The sequence below is a fragment of the Roseococcus sp. GW821-FHT12F05 genome (assembly GCF_058806835.1).
In genome coordinates this window covers 240,548-263,353 of sequence record NZ_JBXAQB010000001.1, presented here as the reverse complement: position 1 = coordinate 263,353, position 22,806 = coordinate 240,548, and the positions used below count along the sequence as shown (strand labels likewise).

Genomic DNA, 22,806 nt, shown 5'->3' with positions numbered 1-22,806 from the left:
ATGGGTTGCGGGTGGGGAATCGCGGCGTCAGCCGCGTTTCGGCCCGCAAGGATCGGGATCCAGCAGCGTCGCCCGCCACGCGGCGAGGCCCGCGCGCGAAAGGGGGCGAGAGGAGTGCATGGCCAGGGTTTGCCCTGGCGCGCACGCGAAAGTCAAACGCGGCAAGCCTGCCACCCGCGCCGCGCATGGCGCCCCTTGCGGGCCATCAGCCACGGCAGCACCTTCCGCTGCATGATCGGCTCGATCCTGCTCGCTCTCGACGATACGCCCGGCGCCACGGCCGCGCGCGACCTGGCCTTCGCGCTGGCGCGGCGGACCGGGGCAGCGGTGACGGCCGTGCTGGTGCTCGACCGGCCGCACACGACGGGCACGCACGAGGCCATGCCGATCGGCGCCGGCGCTTTTGCCGCCCGCCGCAACGAGAAGCTCGCGGCGGCGGTGGAGGCGGAGGCCGAGGCGGTGCTCGCCGCCGCGCGCGAGGCCGCCGGAGACCTCGCCTTCGATGTCGTCCGCCGCGAGGAAGCACCGGAGTCCGCCCTGCTCGCCGAGGGCGCCGCGCACGACCTCATCGTGATCGGCCGGGATTGCACTCTCGGCCGCGAGCAGGCCGAGGACGGGCTCAGTCCCACCGTCGAGGCGCTGATCCGCGACGGCGCGCGCCCTCTGCTGGCCGTCCCGCCGGGCGCCATCCCGGCGGGCCCCGTGCTCATCGGCTATGACGGCTCGCTGCCGGCGATGCGCACGCTGCAGCTCTTCGCCGTGCTGGGCCTCGCGGGCGACGCGCCGGTGAAGCTGCTCGACTTCTCGGGGGCAGGTCCTGCCGCGCCGCTGCGCTACCTGGGACGCCACGGCATCGCCGCCGAGGGCGTCGCGGCGGAGGGCGATGCGCACGACATCCTGCTCGCCGAGGCCCGCAGCCTGCCGGCCCGGCTTCTTGTGCTCGGCGCCGACGACGAGGGCGGCGTGGCGCGGCTGATCTTCGGCAGCGCGACCGCGCGGCTGCTGCGCGCGGCGCCCTGCCCCGTCTTCATCCACGGCTGACAAGCGACTGGTGGATGAGCCACCCGTGGAGCATCCGGCCGCACCGCGCCCGGCGCCTGAGGGCGCTAAATCAATCTATGCCAGGGCGCGACGAAGCCGGTCAGCGCCTCGTCCGGCGTCTCCGGCAGCAGCGCCGCGTAGAGGCCGCGGGCACGCCCCGCCGTCGGATGGTCGCGATGGAAGATGCGGTCGAAGCCCAGCTCCCGCAGCATGTGCTTCACGGCCTCGGGATTGGGCGCCCAGCCCGCCACCGCGGCGCCATAGGCCGTGGGCAGGGTGTGCGCCATCATCACCGGGCGGTTCTCCTCCATCCCGTCCTGGATCGTCTCGATCAGCAGCAGGCGCGAGGTGATGGCGCGCAGCCCCTTCAGCCCGGAGATCGGGTTGAACAGCTGCGAGAAGTACTCGGTCGCCACCACGACGTGGAACTGGCCGAAAGACTTGCCGAAGGCGCGCGGGTCCATGACCTGGGTCTCGATCGCGAGCCCCGTCTCCCGCGCGGCCAGCTCGGTCGCGGCCTTGGCGGTGGAGCCGGGCAGGGTCCAGGCCAGATGGTCGGTCGCCAGCACCCGGGCCGCGCCGCGGCGCTTCGCGGCCAGGCTGAAGGCGCCGTTCCAGGCGCCAACCTCGATCACGTCGGCACCGGTAAGGTTGATCGGCCCGAACAGCGCCTGCTCCATCCTTGCGAGGTCCGCCTCGCCCTGGACGCCCGGCGTCACGAGGTCCGGGCGGAGGCGGATGCTCTGCAGCCAGCGATGGGAGGCCACGGCGGCGGCCAGCTCGGCATCGGGAAGGGCCACGGCGCTCAACCCCGCACCTCGGCCGCGAGGGTGGGAATCACCCCCGGCGCATCCAGCTCCCGCCATCCGGTCCCGAGGCTGGCGATGAGCGTGGGATCGGCCTCCGGCGTCACGCAGGCATAGATGCCGCGGTTCAGCGGCGTGTTCGGGGCGTTGGGGTAGTGGCGGTACAGGATCCGGCCGAAGCCGAGCTGGCGCAGCAGGTGCAGCATCAGCGCCGGATTCGGTCCCCACCAGTTGGTGGGATCGTTGTTCAGGACGGCGCCGGGGTAGAAGACCATGCCCGGCTGGGTGCGGTCCGCCAGATCCTGGTGGGTCTCGAGGAGCAGGAGCTGGCCGGTGACGGAACGCACGCGCTGCAGCACGTCGATCGGGTCGAAGAGGTGGTAGAAGACGCCGAGGAACAGCACGATGTCGAAGCGGCCGAGCTCGGGCGTGATCTCCGGCGGGTCGATCAGTTGCATCTCGATGTCGAGGCCGAGCTCCTCGCGCGCCAACTCGAAGGTCTCTTGGCCGCGGAACTTGGGATGGGTCCAAGTGAAGCTGTCGGTCGCGAGGACCCGGGCCGCGCCGCGGCGCTTGGCGGCGAAGCTGTAGAACCCGTTCCAGGCGCCGATGTCGAGGACCGTGCGGCCCTGGAAGTCGACGCCGCCCATGATCGCCTGCTCCTCGGCGGCCAGGATCTCCTCGGTCTTCGCGCCGTAGGTCGTGATGCCCGGACGCAGGGGGATCGAGTGGAACCAGAAGTACTGCTTGATGCGGTTGAGCAGGGCGCTGTTGCTCAGGGGGGTCTTGGGCAGGTCCATGCGCGTTCCCGGGTTCGTTCCTGCTGCGTAGCACAAGAGGCCCCGCGCGGCCATTGACCCTGCTGCAGGTGCGAAGCAGAGATGGCGGATGCGCGTCCTCATCCTCGGCGCCGGCGTCACCGGCCTGGCCACCGCCTATCTCCTCGCGCGCGAGGGCCATGCGGTGACCGTGCTGGACGCCGAGCCCGGGGTCGGGCGCGGCACGAGCCATGCCAATGGCGGCCAGCTCTCCTACAGCTACGTGGCGCCCTTCGCGGGGCCGGGCGTGATCGGCAAGGTGCCGGGCTGGCTGCTGGATCCGGACGGGCCGCTGCGCTTCCGCCCGCGGATGGATCCCGGGCAATGGAAGTGGCTGCTCGGCTTCCTCCGCGCCTGCAACGCCGCCACCTCGGAGGCCACCACGCGCCGGCTGCTGCGGCTCGCCTATCTCTCGCGTGACCTGACGCGCGAGGTGGCGGCGCGGCGGGAATTCGCCTTCGACTTCGCGCCGGCCGGCAAGCTCGTGCTGCTGCCGGACGCTGCGGCGGTGCAGGGCGCGCACCGCCAGGTGGCGCTGCAGGCGGCCTGGGGCAGCGAGCAGCGCGTGCTCGGCCGCGACGAGTGCCTGGCGCTGGAGCCGGCGCTGGCCGGTATCGCGCACCGCATCGCGGGCGGCGTCCACACGGTCAGCGAGGATGCGGGCGACTGCCGGATGTTCTGCGAGGGAATCGCGGCCACGCTGGCCTCCTCCAACCACGCGGTGGGCTTCCGGCTCGGCACGCGCGTCACCCAGCTCATCCGCGCCGAGGGGCGCGTCCGCGGCGCGCAGACGAGCGCCGGTGTGATCGAGGCCGACGCCGTCGTGGTGGCGCTCGGCACGGGCGCACGGGCGCTGCTGCGGCCGCTGGGGATCGACCTGCCCATCACCCCGCTCAAGGGCTACTCGCTGACCCTGCCCATCGTCAGCGACGCGGCGGCGCCGCGGATCAGCGTGACCGACAGCGCGGCCAAGGTCGTCTATGCGCGCCTCGGCGACCGCCTGCGCGTCGCGGGGATGGCCGATCTCGTCGGCGATTCGCGCGACTTCGACGAGAAGCGGCTGTCCACCCTCGTGCGGCAGGCGCGGGCCGCCTTTCCGGAGGCCGCGGACTGGACGGAGCTCAACCCCTGGACGGGCCTCCGGCCGGTGACGCCGACCGGCCTGCCCATCCTGGGCCGCGTTCCCGGCACGGCGGGGCTCTTCCTCAACCTCGGCCAGGGCGGGCTCGGCTTCACCCTGGCGATGGGCAGCGCGGCGGTCCTGGCGGCGGCCATCGAGGGCCGGCCGGCACCGATTCCCCTCGACGGATTCGGATTATGACGCACCGCAGCACGGATTGACGGCATTCCATGCCGCTGCCAAACATCCCAGGCCCGCATGCCGTGGGCCAGCCTGACCGGGGTGTCCGGTCGCCCAGGGGCTGATTCCCAAAAAAATCATCCTCCACCAGCGACAAGAGGCCGAACCAAGCCATGCGCGATACGGGCGAGTATCTGTTTACCTCGGAGAGCGTCTCCGAAGGTCACCCCGACAAGGTCGCGGATCGCATCAGCGATACCGTGCTCGACACCTTCCTCGAACAGGATCCGTATGCCCGCGTGGCCTGCGAGACGCTGGTCACCACCAACCGAATCGTCATCGCCGGCGAGACCCGCGGCCCCGGCACGATCACGCCCGAGCTGCTGATGCACCGGGCGCGGCTCGCCGTGCACGACATCGGCTACGAGCAGGAAGGCTTCCATTGGGCCAACGCCCATGTGGAGTGCCACCTGCACGCCCAGTCCGCGCATATCGCGCAGGGCGTGGACGCCGCGGGCAACAAGGACGAGGGTGCCGGCGACCAGGGCATCATGTTCGGCTACGCCTGCACCGAGACGCCTGATCTCATGCCGGCGCCGCTCTACTACGCGCACCTGATCCTGCGCCGCATCAGCGAGATGCGCCGCAACGGCGACGTGGCCGTGAAGGGCCTGCTGCCCGACGCCAAGAGCCAGGTCACGCTGAAATACGTGAACGGCAAGCCGGTCGGCGCCACCTCGATCGTGCTCTCGACGCAGCACGAGGAGGGCCTCGACTCCGCGCAGATCAAGGCGATGGTGAAGCCCATCATCGAGACGAGCATGCCGAGTGGCTGGATGTGCCCCGAGGCCGAGCTCTACGTGAACCCGACCGGCACCTTCGTGATCGGCGGTCCCGACGGCGACTGCGGCCTCACCGGCCGCAAGATCATCGTGGACACCTACGGCGGCGCGGCCCCGCATGGCGGCGGCGCCTTCTCCGGCAAGGATCCGACGAAGGTCGACCGTTCGGCCGCCTATGCCGCGCGCTATGTGGCGAAGAACGTCGTGGCCGCCGGCCTCGCCGACAAGTGCACCATCCAGGTCAGCTACGCGATCGGCGTGGCGAAGCCGCTCTCCGTCTATTTCGACCTGGCCGGCACCGGCAAGGACGTGGACGAGGAGAAGCTGGCCAAGGTCGTGCAGGAGCTGGTGAACCTCTCGCCGCGCGGCATCCGCGAGCACCTGCACCTGAACCGTGCCATCTACGTCCCGACCTCCAGCTACGGCCATTTCGGCCGCACGCCGGACGAGGAGAAGGGCACCTTCACCTGGGAGAAGACCGATCTCGTGCCGGAGCTGAAGCGCGCCTTCGGCCGGTAAGGTCTTTTTGCGAGTTCGAAGGGGCGGCGCCGGTCTCGGCGCCGCCCTTTTTCGTCTAAGGGTGGCGAATGCCTGAAGATTCCCCCGCGGATTGGCCCGAGGGCGTCCCGCACCGCCTCTACGGCCGCCGCCGTGGCCACAAGCTGCGGCCGCGGCAGGAGCGGCTGCTGGCCGATTCCGTGCCGCGCCTCCGCTTCACCGATCCGGGCTTCGCGGCGGGCGCCTCCGCGCTCTGGCTGGAGGTCGGCTTCGGCGGCGGCGAGCACACGCTGGCCCTGCTCCGCGAGCACCCGACCACCGCGATCATCGCCAGCGAGGTCTACGAGCACGGGCTCTGCTCCCTGCTGACCGAGATCGTCGCGGACGGCGAGGAGGCCACCTTCCCGCTGCCCGGGCGCCTGCGGCTCTGGCCGGCCGATGCGCGCGAGCTGCTGCTGGGGCTGCCGGAAGCGAGCCTGGACCGGCTCTACCTCATGTTCCCCGACCCCTGGCCCAAGGCGCGGCACGCGAAGCGGCGCTTCGTGCATCCGGAGATGCTGCCCATCGTGGCCCGCGCGCTGAAGCCCGGCGCGCAATGGCGCATCGCCTCGGACGACCCGACCTACCAGACCTGGGTGGAGGAGGTGCTGCGGCCGAGCCTCCTCTTCGCCGGCGGCCCGCCGGCGGAGGAGCGGCCGGAAGGCTGGCCGCCGACGCGCTACGAGGCGAAGGCGATCGCGGCGGGGCGGAAGCCGCTCTACTGGGTCTGGACGCGAGCCTGAGCCGTCGCGAGCTTACTGCTCGCAGTCGAACAGGGGCCGCCCCACCGCCGCGAATCGGGGCGGCTCGCGGTAGCAGCCGTCGCGCCAGTTGCCGCGATACCAGCCGGCCTGGATGGAATAATACTCGCCATAGCCCTGGGCGCGGTCCTGGTGCCAGTCGCCCTCGTAGCGGCTGCCGTTGGCGAAGGTCTGGATGCCGTAGCCCTGCTGCTTCCCCGCCACGAAGTCGCCGGTGTAGCGGTCGCCATTGGCCCAGACATAGGTGCCGCGGCCCTGGATCAGCCCGTTCTGGAACTGCCCCTCGTAGCGGTCGCCATTGGCCATGGCGAGCACGCCGCGCCCGTGCGGGCGGCCGTTGCGGCGATGCCCCTCATAGCGGTCGCCCGTGGCCTCGGCGCCGCCGCGTGGCCGGGGAGGCGCGTTCTGCGCGCCCAGGGGCAGGGTCCAGCCCAGCACGGCCAGCAGGATCAGGAACCGGCGCATCGGCTTTCGCTCCCGTCATGTTTTCTCCACGCGGAGAAAACACCCGGCGGGCGGCCCTGCCAAGGGCGCTGAGAATCCGGCCGCAAAGCGGCCGGCGCCACCCAACTGGCCTGTCGGCCTGGCCCACCGGCGGCGCGGCGAAGCCAAGGCCGCGGACGCGGCCGCCCGGCATCTGAGGGCACAAAATATCCCAACGGGCCGCTGAAAGCGGCCGTTGGGGATCAGTGCGTCCTGGCCGGCTCTTCCTTGGCGCCGAGGCCGAGCTTGCCCTTGATCCATTCGCGCGTGCTCTGGAAGACCACGTAGAGCATCGGGATCATGAAGATGCCGAAGATCGAGGCCGCGAGCATGCCGCCGAAGACCGGCAGGCCTACCGCCTGGCGCGACAGCGCGGCGGCGCCCTGCGCCACGACCAGCGGAACGAGGCCGAGGATGAAGGCGAAGCTCGTCATCATGACGGCGCGGAACCGCATGCGGCTGCCGAGCACGGCGGCCTCGCGCACGGGCAGCCCGGCCTCGCGCTGCTCCTTCGCGAACTCGATGATCAGGATGCCGTTCTTCGCCGCCAGCGCGATCAGCACCACGAGGCCGATCTGCGCATAGACGTCGAGCGGCTTGCCCGCGATGTACAGCGCGATGAACGAGCCAAGCACGCCCACCGCGACCGACATCAGCACCGGCACCGGGATGGTCCAGCTCTCGTAGAGCGCCACCAGGAAGAGGTAGGCGAAGAGCAGCGCCAGGGCGATCAGGATGCCCGTCTGCCCCGAGGCCTGCTTCTCCTGGAAAGCGGTGCCCGTCCAGTCGAAGCTGTAGCCGGAGGGCAGCACGCGGGCCGAGATCTCCTCCATCGCCTTCAGCGCGTCGCCCGAGGAGACGCCGGGGCGACCCTGGCCGTTCAGCGTCAGGCTGCGCGTGTTGTTGTAGCGCTGGATGGTCTGCGGGCCGAGCACGATGCGCACGTCGGCGAAGGCGCGCAGCGGCACCATCTGCCCGCGCGAATTGCGGACCTGCAGGCGCCAGATGTCCGGGATGTCGTCGCGGTCCGTGGCGACGGCCTGGATGTTCACCTGCCAGGTCCGGCCGAAGAGGTTGAAGTCGTTCACGTAGAAGCCGCCCAGCGAGGCCTGCAGCGTCGTGAAGATGTCGCTGATGCGCACGCCGAGCGACTGCGCCTTGTCACGGTCGACGTCGAGGAAGAGCGAGGGCGTCGTGGGCGAGAAGGTGGAGAAGACGCCGACCAGCCGCGGATCCGCATTGGCCGCGCCCATCATGGCGAGCATGACGCCGCCGAGCTCGACCGGGTCGCGCCCCTCGTAGTCCTGCAGCTGGTACTCGAAGCCGCCGCCGGTGCCGAGGCCGATGATCGGCGGGATGTTGAAGGCGAAGACGTTGGCCGTGCGGATGCCCTGCGCGCCGCCGAAGACGCGGCCGATGCCGGCGAAGACGCTGTCGCCGACCGTCGTGCGGTCCTCGAAGGGCTTCATCCGGGCCACGAGGAAGGCCGAGTTGGACTGTGCGCCGCCGTCGATCAGCGAGAAGCCGACGATGGCCAGGATGTTCTCGATGGCGGGGTTGCTGCGCAGCAGGTTCTCCACCAGCACCGTCGCGTCGCGCGTGCGGGCGACCGAGGAGCCCTGCGGCAGCTGCAGCTGCACGAAGAAGGCGCCCTGGTCCTCGGAGGGAAGGAAGCCCTGCGGCGTGCGGCCGCCGACCCAGCCGATCGCCACGGCGATGACGGCGGTCAGCACCAGCGAGAGCACGGCGAGCCGGACGATCCGGCCCACGATCCAGGCATAGCCGTCGCGCACCTTGTCGATGGCGCGCAGCACGTACTTGATCGGGCCGCGCTTGGCTCCCTCGTGGCGCAGGAACAGCGCGCAGAGCGCGGGCGAGAGCGTCAGCGCGTTGATCGCCGAGATCAGCATGGCGACCGAGATGGTCACCGCGAACTGCTTGAAGAGCTGGCCCGCCACGCCCGAGATCAGGCCGATCGGCACGAAGACCGATAGCAGCACCAGGGTGATGGCGATGATCGGGCCGGTGATCTCGCCCATGGCCTTGATGGTGGCGTCGGCCGGCGTGAGCTCCGGATGCTCCTCCAGCACGCGCTCGACGTTCTCCACCACCACGATGGCGTCGTCCACCACGATGCCGATGGCCAGCACGAGGGCCAGCAGCGAGATGGTGTTGGCCGTGTAGCCGATGGCGAAGAGCACGGCGAAGGTGCCGATGAGGCTGACCGGCACGGCCACCACGGGGATGATCGTGGCGCGCAGCGACCCCAGGAAGAGATAGACGACGATGACGACGAGGATGAAGGCCTCGATCAGCGTCTTGATCACCTCGTGCATGGTGTCGAGCACGAAGGTCGAGGTGTCGTAGACCACCAGGGTGGACATGCCCGGCGGGAAGCGCTCCCGGAGGCGGGACAGCGTCTGGCGCACCGTCTCGGCCACCTGCACCGCATTGGCGCCGGGCGAGAGGTAGATGCCCATGGTCACCGCCGGCTTGGCGTTCAGCCGTGCCTCGACATCCATGCTGGCGGCGCCGAGCTCCACCGAAGCCACGTCGCGCACGCGCAGCACCGAGCCGTCCGGATTGGCCCGGATGACGATGTTGCCGAACTCCTCGGGCGTGATGAGGCGCCCCTGGGTCTGGATGTTGAACTGGAACTGCTGGTCGTCACCGATGGGGCGCGCGCCGATGCGCCCGGCCGCCGCCTGGATGTTCTGGTTCTGGATCGCGGTGATGATCTCGGTGGTCGAGATGTTCAGGTTGTTGAGCCGGTCCACCTGGAACCAGACGCGCATGGAGTAGTCGAGCGCGCCGAAGAGCTGCACGTCGCCCACGCCGGGCAGGCGGCGCAGCGTGTCGAGCATGTTGATCGTGACGTAGTTGGAGAGGAAGAGCGGGTCCTGCGCGCCGGAATCCGAGGTGACCGCGACGAACTGCAGCACGGCCGAGGACTGCTTGCGGACCGTCACGCCGCTGCGCTGCACCTCCTGCGGCAATCGCGCCAGGATGCCCTGCACGCGGTTGTTCACGTTCACCGTGTTGATGTCGGGATTGGTGCCGAGCGCGAAGGTGACGGACAGGGCGTAGGTGCCGTCATTGGCGCTGTTCGACCGCATGTAGAGCATGCGGTCGGCGCCGTTCACCGCTGATTCGATGAGCTGGCCGATGGTGGATTCGACCACGGCGGCCGAGGCGCCGGGATAGCGCGCCGTCACCTGCACGACGGGCGGCACGATGTCCGGGAACTGCGCGACGGGGATGGAGGTGAGGGAGAGAAGGCCCGCCAGCGTCATCACGATGGAGATGACGATGGCGAAGCGCGGACGCCGGACGAAGATCGCGGAAAACATGCTGGCGTCAGCCCGGCCGGCCGGCGGCGGCGCCCGGTCTCGGCGCCCCAGGGGCGACGCTGGCGGGGGCCGGGTTCACCACCTGGCCGGGCCGGACGCGCTGGATGCCTTCGGTGATCACCTTGTCGCCGACCTCGAGGCCGCTCTCGATCGTGGCGTTCTCGGCCGTGCTCGTGCCGAGGCGGATGTTGCGGCGCTGGGCCTTGTTCTCGCCGTCCACGACGTAGACGAAGAAGCCCTGCTGGTCCTGCGCCACGGCGGAGCGCGGGATGACGATGGCCTGCACGGGCTCGGCGCCCTCCAGCAGCACGGTGACGAACTGGCCGTCGATGAGCCCGCGCGACCCCGCGGTGCCGGGCTGGGCGCCCGCACGGACGGGGTTCGGGATGCTGGCGCGGATCAGCAGCGAGTCGGTGTCGCGGCTGATCGAGGTGTCGATGAAGTCGATATGGCCGGGGTGCTCGTAGACGGTGCCGTCCACGCGGCGGATGCGCACCACCACGGCGGAGGTGCCGCCGCGGTTCTCGTAGCGGTTGCGCAGCTCCAGCGCGGTCCGCTGCGGGATGGTGAAGGCCACGCGCATCGGGTCCTGGCTGACGATGGTGGCGAGCGCCTGGCTGGAGGGCGAGACGACGTTGCCAGGCGTGTAGGTGGTGGAGCCGATGGCGCCGGCGATGGGCGAGGTGATGTCGGTATAGGCGAGGTTGATCTCGGCGATCCGCACCGCGGCCTGCGCGCCCAGCAGCTGGGCCGCGCCGGTGCGCTCCTGCGCGGTGGCGTTGTCGAGCGCGACCTGCGTCCCGGTGCCGGAGGTGCGCAGGTCGCGGGCGCGGACCAGGGCGACGCGGGCATTGGCGAGGTTGGCCTCGGCCGAGGCGACGTTGGCGCGCGCCTGGTCCAGCTGGGCCTGGTAGGGCGGTTGCTCGATGCGGAAGAGTGGCGCGCCCTCGGCGACCTCGCTGCCCTCGGTGAAGAGGCGCTGCTCGAGGAAGCCGGTGATGCGGGCGCGGATCTCGACGCGGTTGATGGCCTCGACCCGCCCGATGAACTCCGTGCTCTCGGTGACGGGCCGGCGGGCGGCCTCGACGATGCCGACGGCGGGGGGCGGCCCCCCCGGCATCTGCGCTTTGGCGGCGAGGGCGAGGAACGCCATGCCCAGGATGAGGGGAGCAACCGGAAGGCGCATGCGAGTCCTAACCTCAAGCCGAAGTCGGCATCTATGTGCACTGTAAACTTGCGGCAAGGTCAAGCTTCTTGCCGCAACGCAGCGAGCCGGTGCCTCTGGTCCCGGATGGGCGCAGGCTGGGGCGCCGGGATGCCAGGAGATCCGCCGGATGTCGAGACCCGCGGCCGCGACGTTCCGGCCCGGCATCGGAGCGGCGGGTTTCTCCGAACCGCCACAGCCGCGGCGTCATTCGAGGCTTGAAGTTTCCGCCGCCATGGCCGAGTTCCAGAAGGCCCCATGGAAGGATCCTCCACGTGTCCGACGAGTTGATGCTTTTGGAGCAGCGCATCCGGGAGGTGGCCTACCGTCTCTGGGACGAGGCCGGCCGGCCCGAAGGGATGGAGCGCCATTTCTGGTTCCAGGCCGAGGCGGCGATCCGCGAACAGGAGGCCAAGCTGGACGAGGCGCTCGCCGAGAGCTTTCCCGCCAGCGATCCGCCCTCCTCCACGGTGACGACGGGGACTTCGTAGAAGCGCCTCGCAATCGGTTGACAAGGAAACTTTCCCCTTATAGTTTCCTTGTCAACCATGAGCCCCGTCAGCCCCCTCGAAGCGCATCTCGGCTACTGGCTGCGCTTCGTCTCCAACCAGGTCTCGCATGCCTTCGGCCTCAAGCTGGCCGATCGCGGCGTGACCGTCGCCGAATGGGTCGTGCTGCGCGAGCTGCACGGGGTGGAGGCCCTCGCGCCCAGCGCGCTGGCGGAGCGGCTCGGCCTCACGCGCGGGGCCATCTCGAAGCTGGCGGACCGGCTGGTGGCGAAGGCGCTGATCACGCGCGCCGCGGGGGAGGGGGATGGGCGCTTCCAATCGCTCGCCCTCACGCCCGCCGGCCGCGCGCTGGTGCCGGAGCTTTCGGCGCTGGCGGACCGCAACGACGCGGAATTCTTCGGCCACCTGACCCCCGGGGAGCGGGCGCAGGTCGAGGCCGTGATGCGGGAGATCGTGCGCCGGCATGGCCTCAGATCCGTCCCTCTGGAATGAAGAGGAGATTTGAGTTGGACAAGCACGTGAAGGACGTCATGGAGGAATGCACCCGCATCTCCGACGAGGAGCGCGTCACCTTCGGCGAGGTGGTCGGCAAGCTCATGGCGGCCGGCATCGAGCGCTACCACGCCGACCTGCTGCGCGCCGACAAGATCTACTACATGCCCGACGGCGAATCGCACCGCACGCCGAACCACGCCTTGGCGGCGCCCCCGGCCGTCGGCTTCTCGGCCGAGGGCGTGGAGGCGGCTGTGCGCGCCATCCAGCAGGGGCGCATCCGGTACCGGGAGTTCTGCGCACGCATCGCCGGTGCGGGGTGCGTGGGCTACATCGTCTCGCTGACCGGGCGGCGCGCCGTCTATTACGGGCGTACGGGAGATTCCCATGTCGAGCCCTTCCCGATGGCGCGCTAATCACTTCTGGTGACGCGGCGGCCCCCGGCGGCGGCTAGAGGGCGCCGCAGTCGCGGAGCCGAGGTCCGACCCATGAACATCCTGCTGGCCTTCCTCCCCTTCCTGGTCTTCGCCGTCGTCGACCGCACGATCGGCGTGACGGAGGGGCTCGTCGCCGGAGCGGCCACCTCCCTGGTCATGCTGCTGCGCGACCTGTTGGAGCTCCGCCGCACCCCCAAGATCCTGGAGATCGGCACGATCCTGCTCTTCGGCGGGCTCGCGACCTATGCGCTGCTGGGCGATCCCGGCTGGTCGCTGATGGAGGTGCGGCTGCGCGTGGACCTGGGGCTGCTGGCGATCGTGCTGGCCTCGCTCGCGATCCGGCAGCCCTTCACCCTGCAATATGCGCGCGAGAGCGTGCCGTCGGAGCATTGGGACAGCCCCGAATTCCTGCGCACCAACGACGTGATCTCGGCCGTCTGGGCGCTGGCCTTCCTGGTGATGGTGCTGGCCGACCTCGTGCTGATCTACCGGCCCGACATCCGCCCCGGCCTCGGCATCCTCGCGACGGTGGCGGCGCTCTGGGGGGCGGTGAAGTTCACCGGCTGGTATCCGGACCGGGCCCGGAAGGGAGCCGCCGCATGATCGCCGGGTTCATCCGCTTCCTGCTCTCGGACTATGTGCTGACCTTCCTGGTCCTCGGCCTCCTCTTCTCCGCGGTCGCGATCTGGCGCGCGCCGGCGCCGCGGAGCACGGCGCTGGTGGTGGAGAAGCTGATCGCCTGGCACGTCTTCTTCGCCATCGGCGTCTGCTTCGCCTGGAACTTCGTCATGCACGTCTTCTTCGGCGAGATGGCGGCGCGCTTCATCGGCTGGGAGGACAGCCCCTTCCAGGTCGAGGTGGGCACGGCGAGCCTGGGCTTCGCCCTGGTCGGCTTCATCGCCGCCTTCCGCAGCTACGACCTGCGGCTGGCGGCGATCCTCGGGCCGAGCATCTTCGCCCTCGGCGCGGGGGTGGGACACATCCGGCAGATGGTGGTCGCGCAGAACTTCGCGCCGGGCAATGCGGGCGTGATCTTCTGGATGGACTTCCTGGTCCCGCTCTTCGGCTACTGGCTGCTCTGGATGCAGAAGCGGCACGGCCGCCCGGAATGACCTTTTCGTCCTGGCATTCGCGGGAGGAGCCGGCGATCCGGATCCCGGCGATCGGGCTCGAGCTGCGCGTGCGGCTGCCGCCCTCGGCGTCGGGGGCGGCCATGACGATCATCGACACCGTGAACGCGCCCGGCTTCGGCCCCCCGCTGCACCGCCATGCCGAGACCGAGATCTTTCGGGTGCTGGAGGGCCGCTACCTCTACGAGGTGGACGGCGTGCGCTCCCACGCGGAGGCCGGCGACGTGGTCTGCGTGCCCGGCGGCGCGGCGCATGCCTTCCGCAACGTGACGGAGGCGCCGGCGCGGCAGATGGTGATGATCCTGCCCGGGATGGACGCGGCCGCCTTCTTCGAAGGGCTGGGCGAGGTGATGCGCGACGGCATCCCCGACCGCGCGAGGCTCAACGCCTTTGGCGCAGGTTGGGGCGTGGATTTCCTCGGGCCGCCGCTGCAGCCCTAGCCATCGATCCACGAGCGCCACGCGGGCCAGCGGATGAAGGCCTCGGCGACGAGCGCGTAACCGCCTTCGTTCGGATGCGCGCCGTCGCCGGTCGCGACCTCGCGTGCCCAGACCTCGGAGGACGAGGCGATATCAATGACCGGCAAGAACGGTATGCCCATTCGGGCACAGAGCGCGGAAAAACGCGCCGACAATTCCGCCACCCTGATATCGACGACGGGGTCGCGGATGGGGAAGGGACCGACCATCAGGGTGGGCCGCCAGGCCATCGCCGCGGCGAGGATCGCCTCCGCATTCGCGAGCGCGCGATCGGGCGCCACGCGCACATTCCCGTCCGCGGCGGGGCATGCGTCATTGGCGCCGAAGGAGAAGACCAGCCGCCCGTCATGTTCGGGCGGAAGCCGGGCTTTCGCCTCGCTTTCCCAGCGCGTCAGCACGTCCTCGCTGGTGTCGCGGCGGATGCCGAGATTGTAGCTGGTGACGTCGCGCCCGCCGCGTCGCGCGGCGGCGCAGGCGCGCCCCACCCAGCCCAGGCAGGCATCGTCGCCGGTGCCGTTCACCATGCTGTCGCCGAAGAAGCAGATGCGGAGAGGTGCCTTCGTCATGCGGCGATCTCAGCACGCGAAGAAGACTTCCGCCCCCCTTTTCCTTTGGTCCATCATGGTCAGATGATGGACCTGTGGCGCATCATCTGACGATGATGCGGGCGACAAGGTGAGGGAATTCCCATGGCGAAATTCGGGCTGAGCCAGTCGGTGCGGCGCATCGAGGATCCGCGGCTGCTGAAGGGCAACGGTCTCTACACCGGCGACATTCAGGTGCCGGGCGAGACCCACGCCTATGTGCTGCGCAGCCCGCACGCCCATGCGAGGATCCTCTCGATCGATACCTCGGCCGCGAAGGCGATGCCGGGCGTGATCGGCGTCTTCACCCATGCCGACATGGTCGCCGACGGCGTGGGCGAGGTGCCCTGCGTGATCCCGATGAAGAACATCGACGGGACCAGCCGCACCAGCACGCCGCACTTTCCGCTCGCCAAGGACACGGTCCGTCATGTGGGCGACGGCGTGGCGCTGGTGATCGGCGAGACGCCCGAGGCCGCGCGCGACGCCGCCGAGGCCGTGATGGTCGACTTCGACATCCTGCCCTCCGTCACCGATCTCGCCACCGCCACCGATCCCGGCCAGCCGCTCGTCTGGCCCGAGGCGAAGGACAATGTCTGCTTCGACTGGGCGGTGGGGGACAAGGCCAAGGTGGACGGGCTCTTCGCCCAGGCCGCGCATGTCACGAGCCTCACCGTGGTGAACAACCGCGTGGTGGTGGCGAGCATGGAAGCGCGCGCCGCGCTGGCCGAGTACAAGCCCGAGACCGAAAGCTGGGTGCTGCACACCAACACGCAGGGCGCCTGGCAGGTGAAGGGCATGCTCGCCGGCGTCTTCGGGGTGAAGGAGGAAAAATTCCGCGTCGTGACGACGGATGTGGGCGGCGGCTTCGGCATGAAGCTCTTCCTCTATGCCGAGCACGTGCTGACCTGCTTCGCCGCCCGCAAGACCGGCCGCCCCGTGAAGTGGGTCTCCGAGCGCACCGAGGCCTTCATGTCCGACAGCCACGGGCGCGACAACGTGACGCTCGGCGAGCTCGCGCTGGATGCCGGCGGAAAGTTCCTCGCCATGCGCACGCGCAACCTCGCGGGCATGGGCGCCTATCTCTCCAACTACGCGCCCTTCATCCCGACTGGCGCGGGCACCAAGGTGCTGGCGAGCGTCTACGGCTTCCAGGCCATCTACGCGCATGTCATCGGCGTGCTGACCAACACCGTGCCGGTGGACGCCTATCGCGGCGCAGGCCGGCCGGAATCCAACTACCTTGTGGAACGCCTGATCGACACGGCGGCGCGCGAGATCGGCGTCGACCGCATCGAGCTGCGCCGGCGCAACATGGTCCCCTCCAGCGCCATGCCCTACACCTCGGCGATGGGCCAGCGCTACGACAGCGGCGAGTTCGCCATGCTGATGGAGGAGGCGCTGAAGAAGCTCGACTGGGCCGGCTTCCCCGCGCGCAAGGCGGCCGCCGCTGCCAAGGGCAAGAAGCGCGGCATCGGCATCGCCTACTACCTTGAGGCCACCGGCGGCTCGGCCACGGAGAACGCCTCGGTGAAGTTCGCCGAGGACGGCTTCGTCGACGTCTATGTCGGCACGCAGAGCACCGGCCAGGGCCACGAGACCGCCTATGCCATGCTGACCTCGCACGAGCTCGGCGTGCCCATGGAGAAGATCCGCATCCGCCAGGGTGACAGCGACACGCTGCCCTCCGGCGGCGGCACGGGCGGCGCGCGCAGCCTCTACTCCGAGGGGCAGGCGATCCTGGTGACGACCGCCTCGGTGATCGAGAAGGGGCGGCAGGCCGCGTCGGAAATCCTGGAAGCGGCGCTGATCGACATCGAGTTCGAGAAGGGCGTCGGCTTCCGCGTCGTCGGCACGGACCGCCAGATCGATATCCTGGACCTCGCAGCGAAGCAGCGCGCGCGCATCGCGGCGGGCGAGGACACCATCCTGCTCGATGCGCTGGAGATCGCGAACATCGACAACCACACCTTCCCGAACGGCTGCCACGGTGCCGAGGTGGAGGTGGACCCCGACACGGGCCTGATCCGCTTCGAGAAGTACGTCGTGGTGGACGACGTGGGCCACGCGCTGAACCCGCTGATCGTGCGGGGGCAGGTGCATGGCGGCGTGGCGCAGGGCATCGGCCAGGCCTTCATGGAGCGGACCTCCTACGACCCTGAAAGCGGCCAGCTCCTCTCCGCGAGCTTCATGGACTACGCCCTTCCGCGCGCGGAAGACCTGCCGGCCATCGAGGTGGAGCTGATGTCGGTGCCCTGCGAGACCAACCCGCTCGGGGTGAAGGGCGCGGGCGAGGCGGGCGCGGTAGGCTCGCCGCCGGCCGTGGTGAACGCGCTGCTCGACGCGCTGGGCGTCAAGGCCATCGACATGCCGGCGACGCCCGAGGTCGTGTGGAAGGCGCTGCAGGCGGCGTGACGCGCTTCGGCCGGGCATGGTCGTCGAAGGCGCAGCCGGAGACGTGAATCATGCCCGCAAACGGGACATGCGCCGCATCCGATGGGTGCTGGCGCTGATCCTGGCCGCGGCGCTCTTCACCGCCCTCACGCCGCAGGGCTGAGCCAGCCGCGCAGCAGGCCGAAGCGGGAGAGCGGGCCGAGACTCGGTATCTCCCGGGCTTTCAGCAGCGGCGAGATGGCGCGCGCCATGGCGGCGGCGTCGGCGAAGCGCGCCTCCGGCGATTTGGCGAGGGCACGGGCCAGGACGCCGTCCCAGCCGGGGTCCAGCCCGCGCGTGATCCGCGAGGGCGGCGGCGGCTCCGTCTCCAGGATCGCGTTCAGCACGGCCGGCATCCGGCCCTCGAAGGGGCGGCGGCCGGTCAGCGCCTCGTACAGCACCACCCCCGCTGCCCAGAGGTCCGTTCGGTGGTCGAGCGGCTCTCCACGCACCTGCTCCGGTGCCATCCAGGCCGGCGTGCCGTAGAGCGCGCCCGCCTCGTCCGGATCGCCATGGCCGAGCTGGGCCAGGCCGAAATCGCCCAGCCGGACCTCGCCGAGGCTTTCGCCGGAATCGAGGGCGAGCAGGATGTTCGCGGGCTTCACGTCGCGATGGATCACGCCGCGGTTGTGGGCGTGGCCGAGCGCGTCGAGGAGCTGCAGCGCGAGGCGGCCGGCCTCGCCGGGCATCAACCGGCCCTCGCGCGCGAGCAGGGCGGAGAGTGGTTCGCCGATCACGAGGTCCATGGCGATCCAGGCGAAGTCCGGCCCGTCGCCGGCGTCATGGATGGCAACGATGTTCGGGTGGATCAGCCGCGCGGCCGCGCGGGCCTCCGCGGCGATGCGCGCGGGGTCGATGCCGCCGCGCCGGATCAGCTTCAGCGCCACCAGCCGGCGGAGGCGCAGGTCCATTGCCTCCAGCACCGTGCCGCAGGCGCCCTGTCCCAGCAGGTCGCGCGGGGCGAAGCGGCCGGCGATGAGGGTCTTTTCCATGCGATGCGTCCCGGAAATTTTCGCTGGGACGCAGGCTATGGGACGAAGGTGAACGAACCGTTTACGCGGGGCGGTCTTCCAGCGGGATGCCCTCCGGCGCGTGGCTGCCGGAACGGTACCGATGCGTGGAGGCGCCGAAGGCCACCAGCGTCCCCGCCTCGTCCTTCACCTCGCCGCGCGCGAAGAAGATGTTGCGGCCGGCGGTGACGACACGGCCCTCCGCGATCAACGTCGTGCCCACCTTCGCCTGGCCGGTGAAGCGCGTGTCGAGGTCGAGCGTGACGGCCAGCCGCGTCCGCCCCGGAAAGGGGCAGTAGAGTCCGGCGAAGGCATTGCACTGGTCGAGCAGCGCCAGCATCACGCCGCCATGCACGATGCCCGAGCGGTTCGCGTGCATCGGCCCCGGGGTGCAGACGAGCCGCGCGACGCCATCCTCCCAGGAGAGCATCGAGACCCCCATGAGCTGATGGAAGGGCGACGCCGTCTGGGCGCGGATGTGATCGGGCAGGTCCATGCGCAAGGCGTCGGGCAGGACGAGGCCGGCGTCAAGTGATGGCCCGCCCCTCGAACATCCGGCCGCACGGCGGCCGGCGCCGCCCAACCGACCTACTTGTTGGCGCCGCCGTGGTGCGGCGAAGCCAAGCGGCCGGAGGCCGCGCCCGGCGTTTGAGGGCATTAGGTGATGGTCAGCTCCTGCAGCGCCGCCTCCATCTCCTGGAAGCTCGGCATCAGGCCCGAGGGTGCCACCTTCCGCCCCGTCTCGACCGAGACCTGCGGCGCGTTGCCGTGCAGATGCGCCACGATGACGGCGCGGATGACTTCGTAATAGGGCGCCTCCTCCTCGACGATGCCCTTCAGCCGCGCGGCGAAGGGGCCCATCATCCCATAGGCCAGCAGCACGCCCAGGAAGGTGCCGACCAGCGCGCCGCCGATCATCCCGCCCAGCACCGCGGGCGGCTGGTCGATCGCCGCCATGGTCTTGATGACGCCCAGCACCGCCGCGACGATGCCGAGCGCGGGCAGCGCATCCGCCATGTTCTGCATGGCGTGCGAGGGATGCAGCTCCTCGTCGCGGATCTTCTTGAGCTCCCGCGCCATCGTGTCCTCGATCTGGTGCGGGTCGTCGGCGTTCATGCCGACCATGCGCAGGTAATCGCAGATCAGCACCGTCGCGTGGTGGTCGTCCCGGATCTTCGGAAACTTCGCGAAGGCCGCGCTCTCCTCGGGCTTCTCGATATGCGGTTCCAGCGCCATGGCGCCCTTGGTCTGCGCGAGCCGCACGAAGTAGTAGAGCAGCGAGAGAAGCGAGGTGTAGTCCTCCTTCCGGAAGCGCGGCCCCTTTACGATCTTTCCGAAGCCCGCGAGCGTGTGTTTCACCTCGTGCATCGAGTTGGCCATCAGGAAGGCGCCGATGGCCGCGCCGCCGATCATCATCAGCTCATAGGGCAGCGAGTGCAGGATGATGCCGAACTTGCCGCCGGCGATGGTGTAGCCGCCGAAGACCATCACCAGCATGAAGAGGAAACCCGCGATGGTGATCATCGCGGCGCCTCCTGCCGCAGCAGCGTGATCGCGACGCGGCGGTTGCCGGCCGCCTGCGGCTGCGCGGGCAGCAGCAGGTCGCGGTCGGCCATGCCGGTGACGCCGCGGATGCGCGCCTCGGCGACGCCGGCCTCGATGAGCAGCCGGCGCGTGGCATTGGCGCGCTCGGCCGAAAGGTCCCAGTTGCTGCGCGCGCCGCCACCCCGGAAGGGCGCGCCGTCGGTGTGGCCCGTCACCTGGATCGCGTTCGGCAGCCGCGCCGCCGCCTGCGCGACGGTGCGGATCATCAGGCGCGCGCGCTCGGTCGGCGCCGCGCCGCCGCTGGCGAACATGGGCTGCCCGTCGGCCTCGAGGAGCTGGATGCGCAGCCCTTCCGGCGCGATCTCCACCAGCACCTGCCGCGCCAGCTCGGCGAGGACGGGATCGGCGAGGAAGGTCTCGCGCAGTGCGTCCACCATGCCTTCGAGCGATTGCTGCTCGCGCTCGGCCGCGGCGCGCCGGGCCTCGCGCTCGCGCGGCGATTCGACGGGCGTGTCGGCCTCGCCGCCGCCGGAGCTGCGCTGACCCCCGGCGGGCCCGGTGTCGCCGTCGGCGACGCGGCGGGACGTGCGTCCGCCTCGCCCGGCGGGCCGTCGAGGCGCGCGACCGGTTCGGCGGTCCGCTCGCTGTCGTCCTCCTCCTCGATGTTGGTGGGGCGGGGCCCACGCTCGATCCGGATCGCGCCGGTATCGGCCGCCATCTCGCCCACGCTGTGCGGCGTGCGGCCGCCGAAGGGCAGGCCGACCCCCGAAGCCGACGAAGAGATGGCGGTGGAGGGGTTGAAGTAGTCGGCAAGGCCGCGGCGCTGCTCCTCCGTCGTGGCGTTCAGCAGCCACATCAGCAGGAAGAAGGCCATCATCGCGGTCACGAAATCGGCATAGGCGACCTTCCAGGCGCCGCCATGATGTCCATGGCCGCCCTCCTCGATCCGCTTGATGACGATGGTCCCGCCACCGTTGCCCCGCCTGGCCAATGCCGCATCCCGTCTGTCGCGCGGGGTCAATGTGGCGGGGAGGGATTGAGGGAGGGTTAACGCAAAAGGCCGGGCGCCCCCTTTGGAGCGCCCGGCCGTTGGGAGGCTGCCAGGATCAGGCCGTCTGTACCGCGGCGCGGCGGCCGATCAGCCGGCTCAGGTCCAGCGCGTAGGCGCCGGCGCCGAGGCCCGCCTGCACCACCAGCGTCACCGCCAGGAAGGCGGGGAACTCCCAGCCGCCGCCGGGAACGCTGAACACCCAGCCGTTCGCGGCATGCACGGCCGTGGCGCCCAGCGCGATGGGCAGCACCGCCAGCGAGGCGGTGCGCACCAGCACGCCCGAGATCAGCGCGAGGCCCGCGGCCGTCTCGCCGAAGGCGACCAGCGCGCCGAGCAGCGGCGGCAGGCCGATGGAGCCGAAGTAGCCCATCGTGCCGGCGAGGCCGAAGGTCCCGAGCTTCATGACGGCGCCGTGCGAGAACAGCATCACGCCGAGCGAGAGGCGGAGGAGAAGGGCCGAATAGGCGATGCGGTTGGTCATTGGGGTGGCTCCTTGGAGGCCGGTTTCGATGGGCAGGAACCTGATCCATCGCGCTCCAGCCTTCCAATGAGGGTTCGGAACGGGGATCATCACCGGCGTGAATGACGGACTCGCCCCATGACCGAGCTCTCCCAGCTCGACCTCAACCTGCTGCGCGTCTTCGACGCCGTGGCGCGCGAGCGGCACGTGACCCGCGCGGCCGAACGGCTGAACCTGTCGCAACCGGCGGTCTCCAACGCGCTGGCGCGGCTGCGCGTGGCGCTGGGCGACGAGCTCTTCCTCCGCCGTCCCGGCGGCGTGGAGCTGACCGCGCTGGCCACTGCGCTAGCGGGCCCCATTGCGGAGGCGCTGGACCGGCTGGCGGAAACCCTCTCCGTCCGCGCGCCCTTCGATCCCACCACCGCGCGCCGCGTCTTCACGGTCGCCATGTCGGAATACGCCGAGGCCGCGCTGGTGCCCCGCGTGCTGGAGCGCATGCAGGCCGACGCGCCGCACTGCCTGCTCGCGGTCAGCCACGCCGACCGCACCAATGCCGAGGCCCTGCTGGAGCGGGGCGACGCGCAGCTCGCCATCGCGGTGCTGCCGGAGCCGAGCGCGCTCTACACCCGTGTCCGCATGCTGCCCGAAGCCTTCATGACGCTGATGCGCGCCGACCATCCGCTCGCCGAAGGCGAGCTGACGCTGGAGCGTTTCATCTCCGTCCCGCACCTGCTGCACTCGCCCAACGGCTCGCGCGACGGCGCGCTAGACCGGGTGCTGGCGGAGTCGGGCGTGGCGCGCCGGCTGGGCGCGGTGGTGGCGCATCTCGCCGCCGTGCCGCAGATCCTGGCGCGGACGGACATGATCATTACCCTCTCCGCGCGGCTTGCGGCGCAGATGGCGGAGGGCCATCGGCTCGTCGTCCGCGCGCCGCCGATCGACGTGAAGCACACGCGGCTCTCGATGGTCTTCCACCGGCGCTTCGAGGCTGATCCCGGCCATGCCTGGCTGCGGCGGATGCTGATCGCGGAAGCGCGCGAGGCTTAGGACCGTCGCAGCAGCACTGCCCCCTTCCCGGACTGGCCCAATTGGTCGGCCGGGTTCCGCAGCGGGCATTCCTGCAGCGAGAGGCAACCGCAGCCGATGCAGCTTTCGAGCTGGTCGCGCAGTTGGACCAGGTCCGCGATCCGGCTCTCCAGCATGGCCTTCCACCGGCTCGACAGCCGGTGCCAGTCCTCCAGCGTCGGCGTGCGCCCGGCGGGAACCTCGCCCAGCGCCTCCTGGATCGCGGCGAGCGGGATGCCGGCGCGCTGTGCGACCTTGATGATCGCGACGCGGCGCAGGATCTCGCGGGGATAGCGGCGCTGGTTGCCGGCGTTGCGCTCGCCGGCGACGAGGCCCTTCGCTTCGTAGAAATGGATCGTGGAGACCGCGACGCCGCTGCGCCGCGCGACCTCGCCCACCGAGAGCTGCCGCTTCACGTCGGGGCGCGTCGCCATGGAAGTGCTTGACCTCAACTTAGGTTGAGGTTTTA

Annotated in this window: 25 protein-coding genes; 13 read left to right on the top strand and 12 right to left on the bottom strand. The window is 70.4% G+C overall.

What is annotated here, in order from left to right:
• Positions 1-195: 195 nt before the first annotated feature.
• A complete protein-coding gene (locus AC1ROY_RS01355; RefSeq protein WP_493146453.1) occupies positions 196-1,041 on the top strand; it encodes a universal stress protein in 846 nt (281 codons plus the stop codon).
• Positions 1,042-1,106: 65 nt separating this feature from the next.
• On the opposite strand, the gene AC1ROY_RS01350 is transcribed toward AC1ROY_RS01355, so the two are convergent.
• Both AC1ROY_RS01350 and AC1ROY_RS01345 read right to left on the bottom strand, forming a co-directional pair.
• Entirely contained in the window at positions 1,107-1,841 is a 735-nt protein-coding gene (locus tag AC1ROY_RS01350) for a class I SAM-dependent methyltransferase (protein WP_493146452.1), read from the bottom strand.
• Positions 1,842-1,846: 5 nt separating this feature from the next.
• Positions 1,847-2,647, bottom strand: a complete 801-nt coding sequence (locus AC1ROY_RS01345) for a class I SAM-dependent methyltransferase (protein WP_493146451.1) — start codon at positions 2,645-2,647, stop codon at positions 1,847-1,849.
• 88 nt (positions 2,648-2,735) lie between these two features.
• Here AC1ROY_RS01345 and AC1ROY_RS01340 point away from each other — a divergent pair, with 88 nt between their 5' ends.
• The 3 genes from AC1ROY_RS01340 to trmB all read left to right on the top strand — a co-directional run bounded on the left by AC1ROY_RS01340 (position 2,736) and on the right by trmB (position 6,087).
• A complete protein-coding gene (locus AC1ROY_RS01340) occupies positions 2,736-3,986 on the top strand; it encodes a D-amino acid dehydrogenase (RefSeq protein ID WP_493146449.1) in 1,251 nt (416 codons plus the stop codon).
• 152 nt (positions 3,987-4,138) lie between these two features.
• The gene (metK, locus tag AC1ROY_RS01335; protein ID WP_493146447.1) at positions 4,139-5,326 is read left to right on the top strand and encodes a methionine adenosyltransferase; all 1,188 of its coding nucleotides are present in this window, start codon (positions 4,139-4,141) and stop codon (positions 5,324-5,326) included.
• A gap of 68 nt (positions 5,327-5,394) precedes the next feature.
• Positions 5,395-6,087: a tRNA (guanine(46)-N(7))-methyltransferase TrmB gene (gene trmB / locus AC1ROY_RS01330; RefSeq protein WP_493146445.1), complete on the top strand. Its 693-nt coding sequence runs from the start codon at positions 5,395-5,397 to the stop codon at positions 6,085-6,087.
• Positions 6,088-6,099: 12 nt separating this feature from the next.
• On the opposite strand, the gene AC1ROY_RS01325 is transcribed toward trmB, so the two are convergent.
• From AC1ROY_RS01325 to AC1ROY_RS01315, 3 genes are all read right to left on the bottom strand, one after another.
• Positions 6,100-6,570 (bottom strand): MORN repeat-containing protein, encoded by a 471-nt coding sequence (locus tag AC1ROY_RS01325; protein ID WP_493146443.1) that lies wholly within the window; start codon positions 6,568-6,570, stop codon positions 6,100-6,102.
• A gap of 221 nt (positions 6,571-6,791) precedes the next feature.
• Positions 6,792-9,938 carry an efflux RND transporter permease subunit gene (locus AC1ROY_RS01320; RefSeq protein WP_493146441.1) on the bottom strand — a complete coding sequence of 1,049 codons (3,147 nt, stop codon included), beginning with the start codon at positions 9,936-9,938 and terminating at the stop codon, positions 6,792-6,794.
• A gap of 7 nt (positions 9,939-9,945) precedes the next feature.
• A complete protein-coding gene (locus AC1ROY_RS01315) occupies positions 9,946-11,124 on the bottom strand; it encodes an efflux RND transporter periplasmic adaptor subunit (protein WP_493146439.1) in 1,179 nt (392 codons plus the stop codon).
• A 293-nt stretch (positions 11,125-11,417) separates the two neighbouring features.
• On the opposite strand from AC1ROY_RS01315, the gene AC1ROY_RS01310 reads away from it, so the two are divergent.
• The 6 genes from AC1ROY_RS01310 to AC1ROY_RS01285 all read left to right on the top strand — a co-directional run bounded on the left by AC1ROY_RS01310 (position 11,418) and on the right by AC1ROY_RS01285 (position 14,150).
• Complete coding sequence (locus tag AC1ROY_RS01310) at positions 11,418-11,633, top strand: DUF2934 domain-containing protein (RefSeq protein WP_493146437.1); 216 nt, start codon at positions 11,418-11,420, stop codon at positions 11,631-11,633.
• 57 nt (positions 11,634-11,690) lie between these two features.
• Positions 11,691-12,143, top strand: a complete 453-nt coding sequence (locus tag AC1ROY_RS01305; protein WP_493146435.1) for a MarR family winged helix-turn-helix transcriptional regulator — start codon at positions 11,691-11,693, stop codon at positions 12,141-12,143.
• 14 nt (positions 12,144-12,157) lie between these two features.
• Positions 12,158-12,559 (top strand): DUF1398 domain-containing protein, encoded by a 402-nt coding sequence (locus AC1ROY_RS01300; RefSeq protein WP_493146433.1) that lies wholly within the window; start codon positions 12,158-12,160, stop codon positions 12,557-12,559.
• 72 nt (positions 12,560-12,631) lie between these two features.
• Complete coding sequence (locus AC1ROY_RS01295; RefSeq protein ID WP_493146432.1) at positions 12,632-13,183, top strand: hypothetical protein; 552 nt, start codon at positions 12,632-12,634, stop codon at positions 13,181-13,183.
• Positions 13,180-13,692 (top strand): DUF6790 family protein, encoded by a 513-nt coding sequence (locus AC1ROY_RS01290; RefSeq protein ID WP_493146429.1) that lies wholly within the window; start codon positions 13,180-13,182, stop codon positions 13,690-13,692. The genes AC1ROY_RS01295 and AC1ROY_RS01290 overlap by 4 nt, the downstream gene beginning before the upstream one ends.
• The gene (locus AC1ROY_RS01285; protein WP_493146428.1) at positions 13,689-14,150 is read left to right on the top strand and encodes a cupin domain-containing protein; all 462 of its coding nucleotides are present in this window, start codon (positions 13,689-13,691) and stop codon (positions 14,148-14,150) included. Before AC1ROY_RS01290 ends, AC1ROY_RS01285 begins: the two co-directional genes overlap by 4 nt.
• Here AC1ROY_RS01285 and AC1ROY_RS01280 read toward each other — a convergent pair.
• On the bottom strand, positions 14,147-14,755 hold the full coding sequence (locus tag AC1ROY_RS01280; RefSeq protein ID WP_493146426.1) for a GDSL-type esterase/lipase family protein: 609 nt from the start codon (positions 14,753-14,755) through the stop codon (positions 14,147-14,149). The two genes, AC1ROY_RS01285 and AC1ROY_RS01280, sit on opposite strands and share 4 nt — an antisense overlap.
• Positions 14,756-14,878: 123 nt before the next feature.
• On the opposite strand from AC1ROY_RS01280, the gene AC1ROY_RS01275 reads away from it, so the two are divergent.
• Entirely contained in the window at positions 14,879-17,188 is a 2,310-nt protein-coding gene (locus tag AC1ROY_RS01275) for a xanthine dehydrogenase family protein molybdopterin-binding subunit (protein ID WP_493146425.1), read from the top strand.
• A gap of 125 nt (positions 17,189-17,313) precedes the next feature.
• On the opposite strand, the gene AC1ROY_RS01270 is transcribed toward AC1ROY_RS01275, so the two are convergent.
• From AC1ROY_RS01270 to AC1ROY_RS01255, 4 genes are all read right to left on the bottom strand, one after another.
• Complete coding sequence (locus AC1ROY_RS01270; RefSeq protein ID WP_493146424.1) at positions 17,314-18,198, bottom strand: serine/threonine-protein kinase; 885 nt, start codon at positions 18,196-18,198, stop codon at positions 17,314-17,316.
• A gap of 61 nt (positions 18,199-18,259) precedes the next feature.
• Positions 18,260-18,712 carry a PaaI family thioesterase gene (locus AC1ROY_RS01265; protein ID WP_493146423.1) on the bottom strand — a complete coding sequence of 151 codons (453 nt, stop codon included), beginning with the start codon at positions 18,710-18,712 and terminating at the stop codon, positions 18,260-18,262.
• A 161-nt stretch (positions 18,713-18,873) separates the two neighbouring features.
• Entirely contained in the window at positions 18,874-19,740 is an 867-nt protein-coding gene (motA, locus tag AC1ROY_RS01260) for a flagellar motor stator protein MotA (protein ID WP_493146421.1), read from the bottom strand.
• On the bottom strand, positions 19,737-20,198 hold the full coding sequence (locus AC1ROY_RS01255; protein ID WP_493146420.1) for an OmpA/MotB family protein: 462 nt from the start codon (positions 20,196-20,198) through the stop codon (positions 19,737-19,739). Before AC1ROY_RS01255 ends, motA begins: the two co-directional genes overlap by 4 nt.
• A gap of 12 nt (positions 20,199-20,210) precedes the next feature.
• On the opposite strand from AC1ROY_RS01255, the gene AC1ROY_RS01250 reads away from it, so the two are divergent.
• Complete coding sequence (locus AC1ROY_RS01250) at positions 20,211-20,567, top strand: hypothetical protein (protein ID WP_493147448.1); 357 nt, start codon at positions 20,211-20,213, stop codon at positions 20,565-20,567.
• Between the two features lie 300 nt (positions 20,568-20,867).
• Here AC1ROY_RS01250 and AC1ROY_RS01245 read toward each other — a convergent pair whose 3' ends face one another.
• Positions 20,868-21,293 (bottom strand): DoxX family protein, encoded by a 426-nt coding sequence (locus AC1ROY_RS01245; RefSeq protein ID WP_493146419.1) that lies wholly within the window; start codon positions 21,291-21,293, stop codon positions 20,868-20,870.
• A 117-nt stretch (positions 21,294-21,410) separates the two neighbouring features.
• On the opposite strand from AC1ROY_RS01245, the gene AC1ROY_RS01240 reads away from it, so the two are divergent.
• Positions 21,411-22,319 (top strand): LysR family transcriptional regulator, encoded by a 909-nt coding sequence (locus AC1ROY_RS01240; RefSeq protein WP_493146418.1) that lies wholly within the window; start codon positions 21,411-21,413, stop codon positions 22,317-22,319.
• Here AC1ROY_RS01240 and soxR read toward each other — a convergent pair.
• On the bottom strand, positions 22,316-22,771 hold the full coding sequence (gene soxR / locus AC1ROY_RS01235; RefSeq protein WP_493146416.1) for a redox-sensitive transcriptional activator SoxR: 456 nt from the start codon (positions 22,769-22,771) through the stop codon (positions 22,316-22,318). The genes AC1ROY_RS01240 and soxR overlap by 4 nt on opposite strands.
• Positions 22,772-22,806: the final 35 nt, after the last annotated feature.